General features: G+C 40.7%; 17 protein-coding genes. 10 read left to right on the forward strand and 7 right to left on the reverse strand.

Annotated elements, in window-relative coordinates:
• Window positions 1-225: 225 nt before the first annotated feature.
• From map to EHS15_RS10205, 5 genes are all read left to right on the forward strand, one after another.
• A complete protein-coding gene (map, locus tag EHS15_RS10185; RefSeq protein WP_135760467.1) occupies window positions 226-969 on the forward strand; it encodes a type I methionyl aminopeptidase in 744 nt (247 codons plus the stop codon).
• A gap of 1 nt (window position 970) precedes the next feature.
• Window positions 971-1,783 carry an alpha/beta hydrolase gene (locus EHS15_RS10190; RefSeq protein ID WP_246052061.1) on the forward strand — a complete coding sequence of 271 codons (813 nt, stop codon included), beginning with the start codon at window positions 971-973 and terminating at the stop codon, window positions 1,781-1,783.
• Window positions 1,784-1,860: 77 nt separating this feature from the next.
• Window positions 1,861-2,487 carry a DUF3157 family protein gene (locus EHS15_RS10195; RefSeq protein WP_246052063.1) on the forward strand — a complete coding sequence of 209 codons (627 nt, stop codon included), beginning with the start codon at window positions 1,861-1,863 and terminating at the stop codon, window positions 2,485-2,487.
• Between the two features lies 1 nt (window position 2,488).
• Window positions 2,489-2,896 carry an MAPEG family protein gene (locus EHS15_RS10200; RefSeq protein WP_135760468.1) on the forward strand — a complete coding sequence of 136 codons (408 nt, stop codon included), beginning with the start codon at window positions 2,489-2,491 and terminating at the stop codon, window positions 2,894-2,896.
• Between the two features lie 96 nt (window positions 2,897-2,992).
• Window positions 2,993-3,472, forward strand: coding sequence for a VOC family protein (locus EHS15_RS10205; protein WP_135760469.1), 480 nt, complete (start codon window positions 2,993-2,995; stop codon window positions 3,470-3,472).
• 33 nt (window positions 3,473-3,505) lie between these two features.
• Here the strand turns inward: EHS15_RS10205 and EHS15_RS10210 are convergent, their stop codons facing one another.
• The 5 genes from EHS15_RS10210 to EHS15_RS10230 form a co-directional block, all read right to left on the reverse strand.
• Window positions 3,506-4,276: a metallophosphoesterase gene (locus EHS15_RS10210; RefSeq protein ID WP_135760470.1), complete on the reverse strand. Its 771-nt coding sequence runs from the start codon at window positions 4,274-4,276 to the stop codon at window positions 3,506-3,508.
• A gap of 63 nt (window positions 4,277-4,339) precedes the next feature.
• Window positions 4,340-4,549, reverse strand: coding sequence for a DUF2752 domain-containing protein (locus EHS15_RS19515; protein ID WP_425460640.1), 210 nt, complete (start codon window positions 4,547-4,549; stop codon window positions 4,340-4,342).
• 122 nt (window positions 4,550-4,671) lie between these two features.
• Entirely contained in the window at window positions 4,672-5,010 is a 339-nt protein-coding gene (locus EHS15_RS10220) for a TM2 domain-containing protein (RefSeq protein WP_135760472.1), read from the reverse strand.
• Between the two features lie 89 nt (window positions 5,011-5,099).
• On the reverse strand, window positions 5,100-5,564 hold the full coding sequence (locus EHS15_RS10225) for a DUF1579 family protein (protein WP_135760473.1): 465 nt from the start codon (window positions 5,562-5,564) through the stop codon (window positions 5,100-5,102).
• 98 nt (window positions 5,565-5,662) lie between these two features.
• Complete coding sequence (locus EHS15_RS10230; protein WP_135760474.1) at window positions 5,663-6,664, reverse strand: NAD(P)H-dependent glycerol-3-phosphate dehydrogenase; 1,002 nt, start codon at window positions 6,662-6,664, stop codon at window positions 5,663-5,665.
• Window positions 6,665-6,720: 56 nt separating this feature from the next.
• Between EHS15_RS10230 and EHS15_RS10235 the strand changes: the two genes are divergently transcribed.
• The 5 genes from EHS15_RS10235 to EHS15_RS10255 are packed head-to-tail and all read left to right on the forward strand — an operon-like array spanning window position 6,721 to window position 11,678.
• A complete protein-coding gene (locus EHS15_RS10235; RefSeq protein WP_135760475.1) occupies window positions 6,721-7,401 on the forward strand; it encodes a hypothetical protein in 681 nt (226 codons plus the stop codon).
• A gap of 3 nt (window positions 7,402-7,404) precedes the next feature.
• The gene (locus EHS15_RS10240; RefSeq protein WP_135760476.1) at window positions 7,405-8,409 is read left to right on the forward strand and encodes a metallophosphoesterase family protein; all 1,005 of its coding nucleotides are present in this window, start codon (window positions 7,405-7,407) and stop codon (window positions 8,407-8,409) included.
• 2 nt (window positions 8,410-8,411) lie between these two features.
• Window positions 8,412-8,786, forward strand: coding sequence for a hypothetical protein (locus EHS15_RS10245; protein ID WP_135760477.1), 375 nt, complete (start codon window positions 8,412-8,414; stop codon window positions 8,784-8,786).
• Window positions 8,787-8,789: 3 nt separating this feature from the next.
• A complete protein-coding gene (gene recG, locus EHS15_RS10250) occupies window positions 8,790-10,859 on the forward strand; it encodes an ATP-dependent DNA helicase RecG (protein WP_135760478.1) in 2,070 nt (689 codons plus the stop codon).
• A 39-nt stretch (window positions 10,860-10,898) separates the two neighbouring features.
• Complete coding sequence (locus EHS15_RS10255) at window positions 10,899-11,678, forward strand: M15 family metallopeptidase (protein WP_135760479.1); 780 nt, start codon at window positions 10,899-10,901, stop codon at window positions 11,676-11,678.
• Between the two features lie 3 nt (window positions 11,679-11,681).
• On the opposite strand, the gene galE is transcribed toward EHS15_RS10255, so the two are convergent.
• Window positions 11,682-12,650, reverse strand: coding sequence for a UDP-glucose 4-epimerase GalE (galE, locus tag EHS15_RS10260; protein ID WP_135760480.1), 969 nt, complete (start codon window positions 12,648-12,650; stop codon window positions 11,682-11,684).
• Complete coding sequence (lpxA, locus tag EHS15_RS10265) at window positions 12,647-13,459, reverse strand: acyl-ACP--UDP-N-acetylglucosamine O-acyltransferase (RefSeq protein WP_135760481.1); 813 nt, start codon at window positions 13,457-13,459, stop codon at window positions 12,647-12,649. The genes galE and lpxA overlap by 4 nt, the downstream gene beginning before the upstream one ends.
• Between the last annotated feature and the right edge of the window lie 120 nt (window positions 13,460-13,579).

Below are 13,579 nucleotides of genomic sequence, written 5' to 3' on the forward strand. Positions count from 1 at the left end.
ATTCTACTTTGGACTTTACAAGTCCTATGGAATTTCGTAAGATATATGATCAAAGGATTGCTTGATTTTTCTGTCCGAATTATTGTAGGAACTCCATTTATATTCTCGCCCATATTATGTCACATCTTATTCTGACGACTAACTCTAAAATGTGGTACCTGCCGCCTGCTTCCATCTCTTGGGAAAAGAATTGATCTCAAGTGTGGTATCTCTTTTCCTTTATTTATGTCCATTCATGATGAAAAAGACCTCATCGGTATTTTACGCACAGGTAAGTTTGTAGCGAAAGTTCGCGATCTCTTGGTTGCATCGGCAAAGCCGGGCATGAGCACAAAAGAACTGGATCAAATCGCAAGGGAAGAATTCGAAAAAGAAGGCGCCTTGTCCGCACCGAAATTCGATTATCAATTCCCCGGATACACCTGCATCAGCGTCAATCATGAAGTCGCTCACGGCATTCCTTCCGATGAAACGATTTTGCAGGAAGGAGATTTAGTGAATGTGGACGTCTCAGCAAAGTTAGACGGCTATTATGCGGATACAGGGATCTCTTTTACGATCGGAAAATCCAAACCTATTTTGGAAAATCTTTGCAGAGCCGCCAAACAAAGCACTATGGAAGCCATAGGGCAGGCAAGAACCGGCAATTATCTTCGTAATTTAGGTAAGATGATGCATCGTTCTGCGAAAGAAAACGGTTTTACTGTGATCAAAAATTTGGCAGGTCATGGAACAGGAAGAAAACTTCACGAAGAGCCTCAGGTTCTGGTATATGAAGACAAAAAAGACAATCGTAAACTAAGCAACGGTTTGGTTTTGGCGATCGAATCTTTCGTTTCCACCGGTTCCGAATTTGCTTATGAAGCGGAAGACGGATGGACTCTTGTCACAGCTGATAAAAGTTATGTGGCACAGTACGAACACACTGTGATCGTTTGCAAAGATAAAGCGATTATCGCCACCTTGTAGTTTGTCGAAAAAGCTGGAAATTCTCCTATCCGGATCCGAAGATCCGGAACGACTTCTTTTGATTTGGCCTTCCACAGGAGGAAATGCCAGATCGTTTCGTATCAAAGATTCCGAACTCTCCGAAAATAAAATAACTCTTGTTCGGTATAACCCGAAGTCTCATGGAGACTCGGAAGGAATTTACAACCCTTCCACTGCGGGCGACGATATTATATCCTATTTGGAAGATAGAAAACTATCGCATCTTCCTATTATAGGAATCGGTCATAGCGGAGGAGGTGCCGGACTCATTCGTTTGTCTTCCCGACTCAACTTCACTCATTTGTTCTTACTGTCTCCGATCTTAGACAGCCGACTCAGTTTGTTTTATCTCTATGAGAATGACAATATCCGTGAGTTTTTGGATCTATTACAAACGGATCCGAATGCAGGCATCTTGGAGAGTGATGAAATTCTTAGAAATAATGAAACCATTTATCATTTGTTAGAAACATCTTCTTGGTTAAACACAAAAGATTTATTCGGTTTGAAATTCCCTATCCATAATTCAAGAGTCAAATTCTCCGATTTATCTGTTTTCCTCAAAAACTTGTTTCTTCCCGGATTTGAGATCACGAAACAACATATCAGAGCAGAGGTTCAAATTCGAATTTTCCTTCCGAAAGAGGATCATTGGTTTCCCAAAGATCGAACGATTCGATTTGCGGAAGAGAGTGGAATCCGAATTGTACATGTTCCCACTGCGCCGGATCATTTTTTCACCTCGTCTTGGATGACTGTTTGGAGCCAAATCCGTTCGGAAATTTTCAGATAAACTTGTCTTTATTTTGCGGATAGTTAAAATCTGTCCTATTCCTGTGGTGCCCATAGGGAAAGGAGTGGTTGAAATCCGTGAAACGTTGTTTGAAACATTCCGTACTCATTGTTCTGCTGCTTTTCGGTTCTTCCGTTTTCGGGGAAGATGCCTACACTAAAACGGGCAAAAAAGTAATCTTAAACGACGATTTTACTTGGAAGTATGCGGAATCGGCCGTTGTCGATTTAAATACAAACATGCGTAAGCTGGAAAGATCTTCCGATCATACGAGTGTTTTGGTCAGCAAATACAATACTTATTCTGTCTATTATAATCCTGCAAATTGGTTCAATGCGAAAGCCTCCAATGAGGCGGCGGAATTCGGATTCGAAAATACTCGCAAAACTTCCTATTCTATGTTGATTTACGAAGGAGTAGAAATCCCTTTGGAGACCTTTCCCAATTTGATTTTGGAAAATACTAAAAATGTAGATCCTACCGCATACATTATAGATATCGAAGACGTCAGTGTCAACGGGATGGCAGGTAAAATCGTAAAATACCATGCATCTTCGAAAGGACTGAATTTTATTTTTTATTCTTTTTTAACAAGCGGTAAGTTCGGCTCCATTCATTTCATTGCTTTCACTTTGGAATCAAACTTCGATCGCGAATTGGAAGGTTTTGATTCCTTAATTTCAGGATTGGTGGTAAATAAATAATATGAATCAGACAATTTTAAGTTTATTACTCTTTGTTAGTTGGACGATGGCGCTCGGTTTTTCGCTCATCTCTTACAGAAGCATTCAGGTTCTTCTTGGCCGCAAAAAGTCGAATGAATTTCCTGCGGGAATCCAACATGGAACCGATAGATACTGGAGACTCAATCGAGCGCATGCGAACGCATTGGAAAATCTTCCTATCTTTGCAACATTGGTGATTTTGGGGAATCTAACGGGAAAGATCGATTATTTGTTTGTGAATCTTTCTTTCTTAGTGGTGTTCGCAAGAGTGATTCAATCTCTCATTCACATTTCATCCGGTTCTGCGATGGCTGTGAATTTCAGATTCACCGCTTACATCACTCAGTTGATCTGTTTCGTTGTTTTTATTTGGCTTATCATAAGCTAAAGTAAAACAAAAGATGCGGTAATTTATATGCAACTTTAAGATAGATATTTCTGTCAATAACATTGATTGAACGCAGTTTCATGGAAAGAGAAGGCTATGACAAAAAGTAAATTATTGGAAATGCATAATGTCGGTATCGTTGTTGAATCTCTCGATACTGCGATTTCTTTCTTCAAAGAGATAGGGCTGACATTGGAAGGACGAATGATCGTTGAAGGTGAGTGGGCTGGGCGAGTCACCGGGTTGGGAAATCAATCCGTTGAGATTGCTATGATGGTGACTCCTGACGGACACACCCGACTTGAACTTTCACAATTTATTTCCCCACATACTGTGGCGGATCACAGAACCGCTCCCGTAAATTCTCTCGGTTATCTTCGCATCATGTTTAGGGTTGATAACCTTGATGAATTGTTATCCAGGCTTGCGAAGCATGGCGCTCAAGTTGTAGGAGAAGTGGTTCAGTATGAAAACATCTATCGACTCTGTTACATTCGTGGAGCGGAAGGACTTCTGATCGGATTAGCCGAACAACTTGGCAGCCAAACAGCGACAGATATTCTTGAAAATGAGTGATAAAGATTTTTTACCGGAACTGCTTTCTCTCATTCAAATTTCGACAGTAGCAGATCTGGAGAAACAATTCTTTTGGTTTTCAGTCATATAACCTAGTGGATTTGAAATGAATTTCGTGTTTAATAATGTCTTATCGACTGTTCTGTGATAATGACCGAAAACCCAAAGATCAATGTCGTGATTGGAATAAATTTTTTCTAAGTTTGTTGCACAATAATGTTTAATGAGCTGGCTACTGTCTTGGTTAAAGACTAAATCAAAGCTGGGCAATTGATGCGTGACTACAACCGTTTTTCCTTCGAATGGTTTCGATAGTTCGTTCTCAAGAAATTGAACAGAAATTGAATGAAAAAAATTCGTATCTTCCACCGTAATTTGTCTGTGTTCCAAACTTTTCTTTGAGTATTGAATCAACTTGTAGTCGTTGCTTCTCCTTTCGAACTCTTCTTTCATGTCGATCGGAATATGAGTCCAAAGTGTGGAACAAATAAATCTTACATTTTCTATTGTAATGGTTTTGTTATTAACTTTAAAGTGATTGTCCGATATCGCCTTATAATAATTCGGATAAGCATGTAGAATTTCACCTGAATAGTATTCATGATTGCCTGGGACGTGGATGATATATTTAAACTGTTTTCTCCACTCTTTGAAAAAGATTTCCGCTTTCTTTTTATGTTTATTAAGAATGATATCACCTGCAAGAATTAGGATTTCTGCGCTAGGAATAATATCGTTTTCTTCCAGGAATTTTCTATTCTCCTGAAATTCCAAATGTAAGTCTGAAGCATATTGGATTTTCATTTATTGGGCGATTTTATGTAAATCTCGCAAGGAATTGTTTAGTTATAGTTATACGAAATAAAATTATATATCATATATTTCATTTTTACTGATAATCCATTTGATAGAGATGCATGCGATGATTGGGAACACTACAACTACTAGGCTGTTGTATTCTACTGCTTTTGCGATATCAAAATGCAGTAAATACCAAATCGCCCTCGTTATACCACAGCCAAAACAATTAATATCGAAAAAGAGTTTGGGTATACATATTGTATAATTCGAGTCCACAAATTCTTTTGGAATATTGTAGAAAAGTAGGATCCCTAAAATAATTGCAAACGTGCGTTTAATGATTGGCGGTTTTATAGGAAAGAAGCCTAAATCATTAGGCTTCTTTTGAAATAGCGGTTTCAATTCTTTGTGAGTATGTTTCCTTTATCATCAGTGAATTTTTCTAAAAGTATAAGAAGGAGGTCGACAAAAGCCCAAATTCCACATCCACCAAAGGTGAGTAACATAGCTATACCGGAGCCGATCTTTCCTACATAGAATCTATGAGCCCCGAAAACCCCTATAAAAAAGCATAGAAGAAGGGCAGTTAACCAATGATTTGATACGGTAGTAGTCGAAGCCGAAACAGAGATTTGTCGAACCCCGCAATGCGGGCATATTTCAGCTTCCTTTTTGATGATATTCCCGCACGATCTACAAAATGCTTCATCAAGTTTTTTCTCTCTAAAATCGTTCATATTTTACCTTTAAAAAATGATTTTAATTTTATCTATAGCGTTGTTACAATGATACGAAATTTATATTTTTCAGTATAATCTTTAAATTCTTAAACTCGATCATAGTTTGCATCACCTGCGAGAGATTCTTCTCCATCTGGCGAAATATTGTACATTTTGATTCGAATTTTATTTTCACTTGGACAAGGAATTTCAATTCGCCAACCCCAATTAGGGCTATCAGTAACCTCGTAAGAACCAAGCAATGTAATATCACCATGTTCATTTATTTTTCCGTTGCAGTTCATGATTTTACCACTCATACCCCAAGAATCAACCCATGAAGCAGTAACTTCAGATAGCTTGTTCTCATTACCAACTAATATTAATCCGTCTTGAGTCTGATCTTCATGTTGCCAATCATAGGTCATTACTATGAATTTTCCATTAGCAATAGTTTTAATGGTCATATTTGAGTTTGATATAAAATCTGGATTTGGGAGCCAACTCAGAATCAAACGATATTTTCCATACCAATTTCCTATGAATTTGTTATTAATATCTTTTATTTTCATAATTAGTTAGATTGAAATTTGGCTTTTGAATCATCACTTCCTTATGCTGTCAATCTTCCCCGGAAAAAAAACTGACTATCAAAGAAAAGGAGAAAGCATCAAACTCCTTCTCTTTTTAGATCTCTTCCCATTAAATCTTTCACTACTTCTTTAGGGTCTTTATCTTCGTATAACATCTTGTATACTTCACTGGTGATGGCCATCTCTACTCCCAGTTTGTCGGCAAGATTTTTGCCGGAGTAGGTGGTTTTCACTCCTTCTGCGACTTCATTCATGGAGGCTAAAATTTCTTTCAGTTTTTCTCCTTTGCCTAAGCGAAAGCCGACGGTTCTATTTCGGGAGGCTTCCCCGCAACAAGTTAAAACTAAATCACCCATTCCGGCAGGACCGAGAAAGGTCATTGGATCGGCACCCATCTTCAAACCGAGTCTTGTGATTTCATTCAATCCTCTTGTGATGAGGGCGGCTCTTGTATTTTGCCCGAAGCCCAATCCGTCCGCCACACCTGCAGCGATGGCGATCACATTTTTTAGAGCGCCGCCAACTTCCACACCTACCACATCCGGGGTCCAATAGGTTCGGAAATATTTGAAACTGAAGATTTCTTGGACTCGTTTGGCGGTGGCTTCGTTTTTGGAAGCGATGGAAACGATTGTTGGAACTTTTTTCACCATCTCCTTGGCAAAACTTGGGCCGGAAAGGTAAGAAAGTTGGGAATGGAAGGATCCAGGCAGCTCCGATTCAAAGATTTCGGAAACTAAGCGAAGGCTTTCTCCTTCGATCCCTTTGGAAGCAGAAACGATCGGTGTTTTTGTGGGGATGTGATCTTTGATTTCCTTGAGAATTCCGCTGAGGGCATGGGAAGGAGGGGCGGATACGATCATATCTTTCCCTTTTACGACTTCGATCAGATCCGTACTGGCAGTCAGCAGGTCTGGCAGCACCAAATCGGGCATATGTTTGTTGTTGATGTGGTTTTCATTGATGGACCTGGCTTGGTCCGGACTGCGAGTCCATAAAACTACGTTGTATCCCTTGTCCGCTAAAATGCTACCTAGTGCGGTGCCAAAACTTCCTGCGCCAATAACTCCGATCTTCATGCGATCCGTATTTTAAATCTGCTTTTCAAAATGGCAATAGAAAATAATTTTAAATTATGCTTTTAACGGATCTTCTCCGTTTCAATCCGCTGAACCTTTTTTTGCCGCAAAAAGCGGTGCTGAAAAGTAATTACAAAGTAACTATACTCTTAAAGAATTTAAGAACCGTCATTCGAACGGAAATCATCGACCAAGACCCCGATTTGGAAACTCTTGAGATAACATCTGATAAAGGTGAGATCATTTTGACGGGAGTTTATCTGATGAGTTGGCTCTGGGTAGCTCGATTTTTCGGGGTAGATGCGGTTCATTTTCGGGTTAGGTTGAAGCCGGTCATAGTAAAAGACAATCGGGCCCACTGCAAAATCGTAGGTTACCGTGTCTGGGATACGAAACCCAGAAAATTCGATTTTGTGAGATGGTTCGGAAGGATAGAACCGTTCCACAAAAAGAAAGTGCTCGCTTCCATTCTTAAGTCCGCACCCGAATTATTGTCTTTAACAGGCCTTCAATGGGAAATCAAATTCAATATGAACTATTTTCTCGAGCTTGTTCCATCCATTGCGGGAAAAATAGACATCCAATACATTGTGGCCGATCATGAAGAATTGTATGTGTTCGTAAGATCCGGAACCATCTTAAAACCGTTAGTTGACTTTTTCGGCCCGGAATATGTGCGTATCGATTATATAGAAGAAGACAGAGACGTTCCTATGCTTCTTTGGGGCAAGTCATAGATTATGAAGATCATCTATCTTACCGACATTCATGACGGTTTGCATGGTCTGAAAAAAATCCTACAAACGACGGAAGCCGATCTGTATCTATTTTCCGGCGATATCATTTACAAAGCTTTTTTCTCTTACGATCGGATCATCGATTTCTGCGGAGTTCAGGAAGAGCTTTATTACTTGTTAGGTGAAAAAAAAAGCGACTCCACACCTTTCGACTTCACCACTCTAGTGATTCGTTTCCCGGAAAAATATCCTACCGCAGTCGTTGAGAAGGCGCAAACATACAGAAGCCTGTATCAATTGGCGGCGAAAACGATGAAGGAAAAATACGAGATCATCGAAAAACTCATCCAGAAATACGCAGAATCACCTGTTTATTGTTTGCCGGGAAATTACGATTTAGATCTTCAATATACCGAGTTATATCAGAGGGATGTCCATAGGAAAAGTTTCGAATTGGGAGATTTGAAATTTTCAGGTTATGGAGGAGCTCCCATCTGGACGTCCGGTATCCCCGAAAAACTAACGGTTGTTTTTCATGAATATACCAAACAAGGTCAGAATTACAGCGAACCGGAGGATTTTTTCCGGGAACAAATGCCGGATGTCTGCGTGATCCATAATCCTGCTTACGGTTTTTTTGATAAAATCCCCGGAGTGGGGAATGTGGGAAGCCAGGGAATCAGAAGGTTTTTGGATGATGAATCTCCTTCTTTGGTGGTTTCCGGTCATGTGCACGAAGACCAAGGGATCGCCAAAAAAAGAGGAACCGTTTACGTGAATCCTTCCAATTTCGGAGCGGTAGATTCCGTGCACGGATTTCAGGAGGGCGGTTACTTCGCCGAAATTTACTTGGATGGAAAAACAGTAGTTCAGTCTAATCTTTGTCAGTTGTTAAACGACGAATGGAACCGTTTGATCGAAGTCGATTGTTCCGGTGAAAGTTTGGAGCTGATCCGACAAAATCCGATTTCAAAAGTCAGTTCCGAAGATTATATTCGCGGGAATTAAATATGGTAACATTCGTTACTATTTGTGCGGTTTTAGGCACAGTCGCTTTTTTTCTTCACGCTCTATCCGCAGCGGACAACAAAAGTCTGGATAAAAAGGAAAAAATCCGCAAAGACCAGGAAGATTCTTTCAGAAGCGCTGATCCCCGTAAAGTTTATTCCAAAGAATGGAATCCGAATCTGCCCAGACCTCGCATTTGTCCTGTTTGTGGGACCATGCTTCGCAAAGACGAATTTTTATACGCCGCTATTTCTTCTCATATCAACTCGGAAGGAAAAAAGCAGGCTCAGATCTACGGATGTAAGTATTGTTATTTGCAGATGGAACCGGGATTTCAGAATATCGAAGGCAAACCCGAAATTCAATCGGATCTTTGATTTATGGCTTATATCGATTTAGAGGACAGTTTAGACGGAATCAAAGGAATCGGTCCCAAGAGGGCTGCTTTGCTTGCCGACCAAGGGATTCGCAATTTGGGAGATCTGTTGACGAATTATCCCCGCAGATATCTGGATCGCAATTTTACTAAAGACATCATTCTCAAACAGGGAGACGTAGTCACTCTTTTAGGAAATATTTCCGATTCTTATCTGGTTCACGGAAAAAAAAGCAGACTCATCGTAGGATTCAAAACCTTAAACAACGAAAGAATCAATCTTGTATTTTTCAGAGGTGTGAACTTTTTCAACAAACTGTTTACAGTCGATCGTAAATTGGTGATTTCCGGAAAACTGGAATATTTCAAAGGATATCAAATCGTTCACCCCGAATATGAAATGTTAAACGATGAAAAAGATGATGAATCGGATTTGCTTCATGCGGGAAGAATCATCCCTTTGTATCCTTCTACTGAATCCTTAAAAGAAGAAGGTTTCGATTCCAAGGGTTTTAGAAAAATCATCCACTTTGTTTTGGGAAAAGGTTCCATTCGGGAGAACCTTCCTCCCGCCTTGGTTCGAAAACGAAAACTTGCTTCCAGAGACGATTCTTTTAGGAAAATTCATTTTCCAGAGACGATGGAAGCGGTAGGGGAAGCGCGGAGAAGATTCGCCTACGAAGAGTTATACTACTTTCAGCTTCTTCTTTTTTACAAACAGAAACAACGTGAGAAAATCAAACGTTTGCTTTGGCCGATCCCGAAGTCTCCTACGGCCGATCTATTGCTGAAAAATCTTCCTTTCCGGCTTACGGAAGATCAAACGAATGCGGTTCATTCCATTTTGAAATCGGCGAAACAAGATGTTCCGATCGCAGCCCTTCTCCAGGGCGATGTTGGCTCGGGAAAAACGATCACGGCACTCATCATCGCTCTTCACTATATAGACAACCGCATTCAAGTGGCGATGTTGGCTCCTACGGAAATCCTTGCCAGACAACATTTTGAAACGATCTATAAATTCCTGGGAAATATGCCTTTTTTGGGAATAGAATTGTTATTAGGTGGGGAAAATAAAAAACTCAGAGCGGAAAAACTTGCAAGGATGAAGAACGGAGAAAGTTCTCTCATCATAGGCACACATTCTCTTCTTCAGGAAGACATACAATTTTCCGACTTGGGTCTTGTGATCATCGATGAACAACATAAATTCGGTGTCGATCAGAGAGAAACGATTCGTTCCAAGGGAAAAAATCCGGATATACTTGCAATGACCGCTACTCCCATTCCTAGAACTCTTTGCCTCACTCTATATGGGGATTTGGATCTTGTGAATATCCGTTCCAAACCAGCAGGCAGAAAACCGATCGATACCCGATGGTACAAAGAAGAGAGACGTGCAGGAGTCTACAATTCGATTCGAAAGTACATAAAAGAAGGAAGACAATGTTACATTGTGTACCCTCTCGTGGAAGATTCCGAAAAGGTGGATTTGGAATCGTGTACGAAAGCGTATGAAGATCTCAGTAAAAATATTTTTCCGGATCTGCGTGTGGGCCTATTGCACGGAAAAATGAAGTCCGCAGAGAAAGATTCGGTGATGGCCGCCTTCAAACAAAATCAAATTCAAATCTTAGTGACTACTACCGTAGTAGAAGTGGGTGTGGATGTTCCTAATGCTACCATCCTGGTTGTGGAACATGCGAACCGTTTCGGAATTTCTCAACTACATCAGCTCCGGGGAAGGGTAGGGAGAAGCGATTTGGAAAGTTTTTGCATTTTGATGACGGGAGACTTCATCAGCGACGAAGCAAGCGATCGTTTGAATGCTTTGACTAAATCTAACGACGGTTATGAACTTGCCGAGAAAGATTTGGAAATCAGAGGGCCGGGAGAGTTATTAGGAGTCAAACAAAGCGGACTTCCTGAATTCAAAATTGCGGATTTGGTACATGACCGCAATCTTTTGGAAGAAGCGAAACAAGATGCGAGGGATTTTGCGAAAGGGGATGAGTTGGAAAAAGTGGAAATCCAATCCCGTTTTCAAGAAGGTAAATTTATATTTGCGAATTGACGAATTCGACCGAACCTATATTTTTCCTTTAGGAATTCTATGTCTAAACTCGTTTTTTTCTCCATCTTACTTTTGTTTCTTTTCTGCACAGACGAACCGGTACAATCCCAATCGAAACAAGATCCGAACCTCTATTTGGGTTTGGACAAAATCGTTTACCTGACAGGTAAGTTCAATGCGTCTCAGGTTCTTTCTGAAACCAATTTGGAAGAATCATCCAAGGATCATTATCTTAGACCGGAAGCAAGAAAAGCACTCTTTCGAATGATCGACGATTTTGAAGAAACAAAACCATCGCATTACAAACAACATATCTTTCTTGTTTCTTCTTTTCGAAACTTCAATCATCAAAAAGGCATTTGGGAATCGAAATACACAGGCAAAAAACAAATGCGTGTTCCCGTCAAAGGCAAAACTCCCTCCGAGATCGTTTCTTTGATTTTAGAGTTCTCCAGTGCTCCAGGAACTTCCAGACATCATTGGGGAACGGATTTCGATTTAAACTCTTTGGAAAATTCTTATTTCGAAAAATCGGGTAAAGGTAAGGTGTTATACGATTGGCTTATTGAAAATGCGGCTCGTTACGGATTTTGTCAGCCGTACAACGAATTTTCCAAAAGAAATTTTAAGGGATACCAGGAAGAAAAATGGCACTGGTCTTACGCTCCTATCTCCAACCAATTGACCGCGGAATGGGTGAAGTCTTTCAAGGAAGGTAAAATCAACTTGAAAGACTCCTTTTTGGGCGGGGATGTATTGGGAGAAACCGCTTTGGATTATGTGCAGTCCATAAATCAGGACTGTTATAAAATCAAATAGGTTTTATAACTTTCTGTAAAGTTCCCACATACTGCTCAGTAAACTGTTCGCATCGCTGTATTGCGCTTTCCAACCTAATAAAGATTTTGCTTTTGTGGAAGAAGCAACCAGCTTGGCGGGGTCTCCCGGTCTGCGGTTTACTACTTTATGAGGGATCGGCTTTCCTACGATTTTTTCTGCGAGATCGGTCATTTCTTTTACGGAATAACCGGTTTCCGAACCTAAGTTCACCGTTATACTCTCGTCCTTTTCCATAATATATTTTAATGCCAGAACGTGCGCACTGGCCAAATCGGAAACATGGATGTAGTCTCTGATGCAGGTTCCATCTGGGGTGTCGTAATCCTCTCCGTAGATTTCGAAACTTTTTCTCATCCCGGAAGCTGTTTCCATAATGATGGGAAGAAGGTTCGCAGGAGAGTTTTCCAATCCTCGGATGCGTCCTTTCGGATCGTAACCTGCCGCATTGAAGTATCGCAAACGAGCCGACTTTAAACCTTTCAATTGGTCGAACCATTTCAGGTTTTCTTCTATGGCAAGTTTCGTATAACCGTAGTAATTCTCAGGAGACAGGGGATGGTTTTCGTCGATCGGCTGGTATTTAGGAGCTCCATATACCGCCGCAGAAGATGAAAAAACAATATATTTACAACCGTTCTCTAGCATAGCGGAGATTAGTTGTAAAGTCCCGTTCAAATTGTTCAATGCGTATTTTGCGGGATCGGTCATGGATTCCCCCGCAGCCTTCCAAGCAGCAAAATGAAAAACGGCATCGATCGGTCTTTCGAAGGCTTTTTTCAAAATTTCCGGATTTTGAATTTTACCTTGGATGAATTCATTGGAAGGAAATAAATTTACTTCATTTCCCTTTTCCATATCGTCCACAACCACTATGTTGTGTCCTAGTTCCATCAGTTCTAGAACGATATGACTTCCTATATAACCGCTTCCGCCTGTGACAAGAATTCTCATTCTTCGTCACCGCCCCCTCCACCGCCTATGGTACGGTGAGCTGTTACTCCTCTTTTTCCGCTGGAGAAAAAATCGATGATGTATTTTACTTCCGGGATAGGATTTGTTTCTTTCGCCAATTCTTCCAGAGCTTTTGTCGTATTTAATTTGCTGTGATAGATGATTTTGTACGCTCTTTTGATCATATTGCGGGCGTCAGGTGAGAATCCGCTTCTTTTCAAACCAACTGCATTGAGTCCGATGACGGAAGCAGGGTTTCCGTCGATGGTGCAATAAGGAGGAACATCTTTTACCACTTTTGCCAAGCCTGCGATCATGGAATGATCACCCACACGTACGAATTGATGAATTCCCGCCAAACCGGAAACGAACACTTTGTTCCCCAAAACGACATGACCCGCTAACATGGAACTTTGTACGATGATGTTTTGGTTTCCCACGATGCAGTCATGCGCTATGTGGACGTTCCCCATAATGTAATTGCCGTTTCCGATGATGGTAGCGGCTCCTTCCTTTGTGCCTCTGTGGAAAGTACAGTTTTCTCGGATGGTATTATTGTCTCCGATTTCCAAATAGGTTTTGGTTTCCGGTTTAAAACCCAAATCCTGAGGAAGTCCGCCGAGGCTTCCTCCGGAGAAAATTTTGTTGAACTTACCGATCCTGGTTCCTGTGTAAATTCTGTTGTGAGATTCGAGGATCGTACCTTCCCCTATCTTTACGTCTTTTTCTATGATGCAAAAGGGGCCGATTTCCACGGATTCGTGGAGTTCCGCTTTGGGGTCGATGATGGCTGTGGGGTGAATCTTCATGATGATTAAACAGAAAAATCCCTAAAGGAGGCCATGCAAATGATTTTTTGAAAAAGTAATTTACACTTCGCTTCGTCCGTTATCTAAATAACTACCGAATCGGAGAAATTTTTTGAATAT

The organism is Leptospira idonii, assembly GCF_004770995.1.
Lineage (GTDB): Bacteria > Spirochaetota > Leptospiria > Leptospirales > Leptospiraceae > Leptospira_A > Leptospira_A idonii.

Coding starts and splice junctions, on each gene's coding strand:
- map (WP_135760467.1), top strand. CDS start 226: ATGTCCATTCATGATGAAAAAGACCTCATCGGTATTTTACGCACAGGT.
- EHS15_RS10200 (WP_135760468.1), top strand. CDS start 2,489: ATGAATCAGACAATTTTAAGTTTATTACTCTTTGTTAGTTGGACGATG.
- EHS15_RS10205 (WP_135760469.1), top strand. CDS start 2,993: ATGACAAAAAGTAAATTATTGGAAATGCATAATGTCGGTATCGTTGTT.
- EHS15_RS10210 (WP_135760470.1), bottom strand. CDS start 4,276: ATGAAAATCCAATATGCTTCAGACTTACATTTGGAATTTCAGGAGAAT.
- EHS15_RS10220 (WP_135760472.1), bottom strand. CDS start 5,010: ATGAACGATTTTAGAGAGAAAAAACTTGATGAAGCATTTTGTAGATCG.
- EHS15_RS10225 (WP_135760473.1), bottom strand. CDS start 5,564: ATGAAAATAAAAGATATTAATAACAAATTCATAGGAAATTGGTATGGA.
- EHS15_RS10230 (WP_135760474.1), bottom strand. CDS start 6,664: ATGAAGATCGGAGTTATTGGCGCAGGAAGTTTTGGCACCGCACTAGGT.
- EHS15_RS10235 (WP_135760475.1), top strand. CDS start 6,721: ATGCTTTTAACGGATCTTCTCCGTTTCAATCCGCTGAACCTTTTTTTG.
- EHS15_RS10240 (WP_135760476.1), top strand. CDS start 7,405: ATGAAGATCATCTATCTTACCGACATTCATGACGGTTTGCATGGTCTG.
- EHS15_RS10245 (WP_135760477.1), top strand. CDS start 8,412: ATGGTAACATTCGTTACTATTTGTGCGGTTTTAGGCACAGTCGCTTTT.
- recG (WP_135760478.1), top strand. CDS start 8,790: ATGGCTTATATCGATTTAGAGGACAGTTTAGACGGAATCAAAGGAATC.
- EHS15_RS10255 (WP_135760479.1), top strand. CDS start 10,899: ATGTCTAAACTCGTTTTTTTCTCCATCTTACTTTTGTTTCTTTTCTGC.
- galE (WP_135760480.1), bottom strand. CDS start 12,650: ATGAGAATTCTTGTCACAGGCGGAAGCGGTTATATAGGAAGTCATATC.
- lpxA (WP_135760481.1), bottom strand. CDS start 13,459: ATGAAGATTCACCCCACAGCCATCATCGACCCCAAAGCGGAACTCCAC.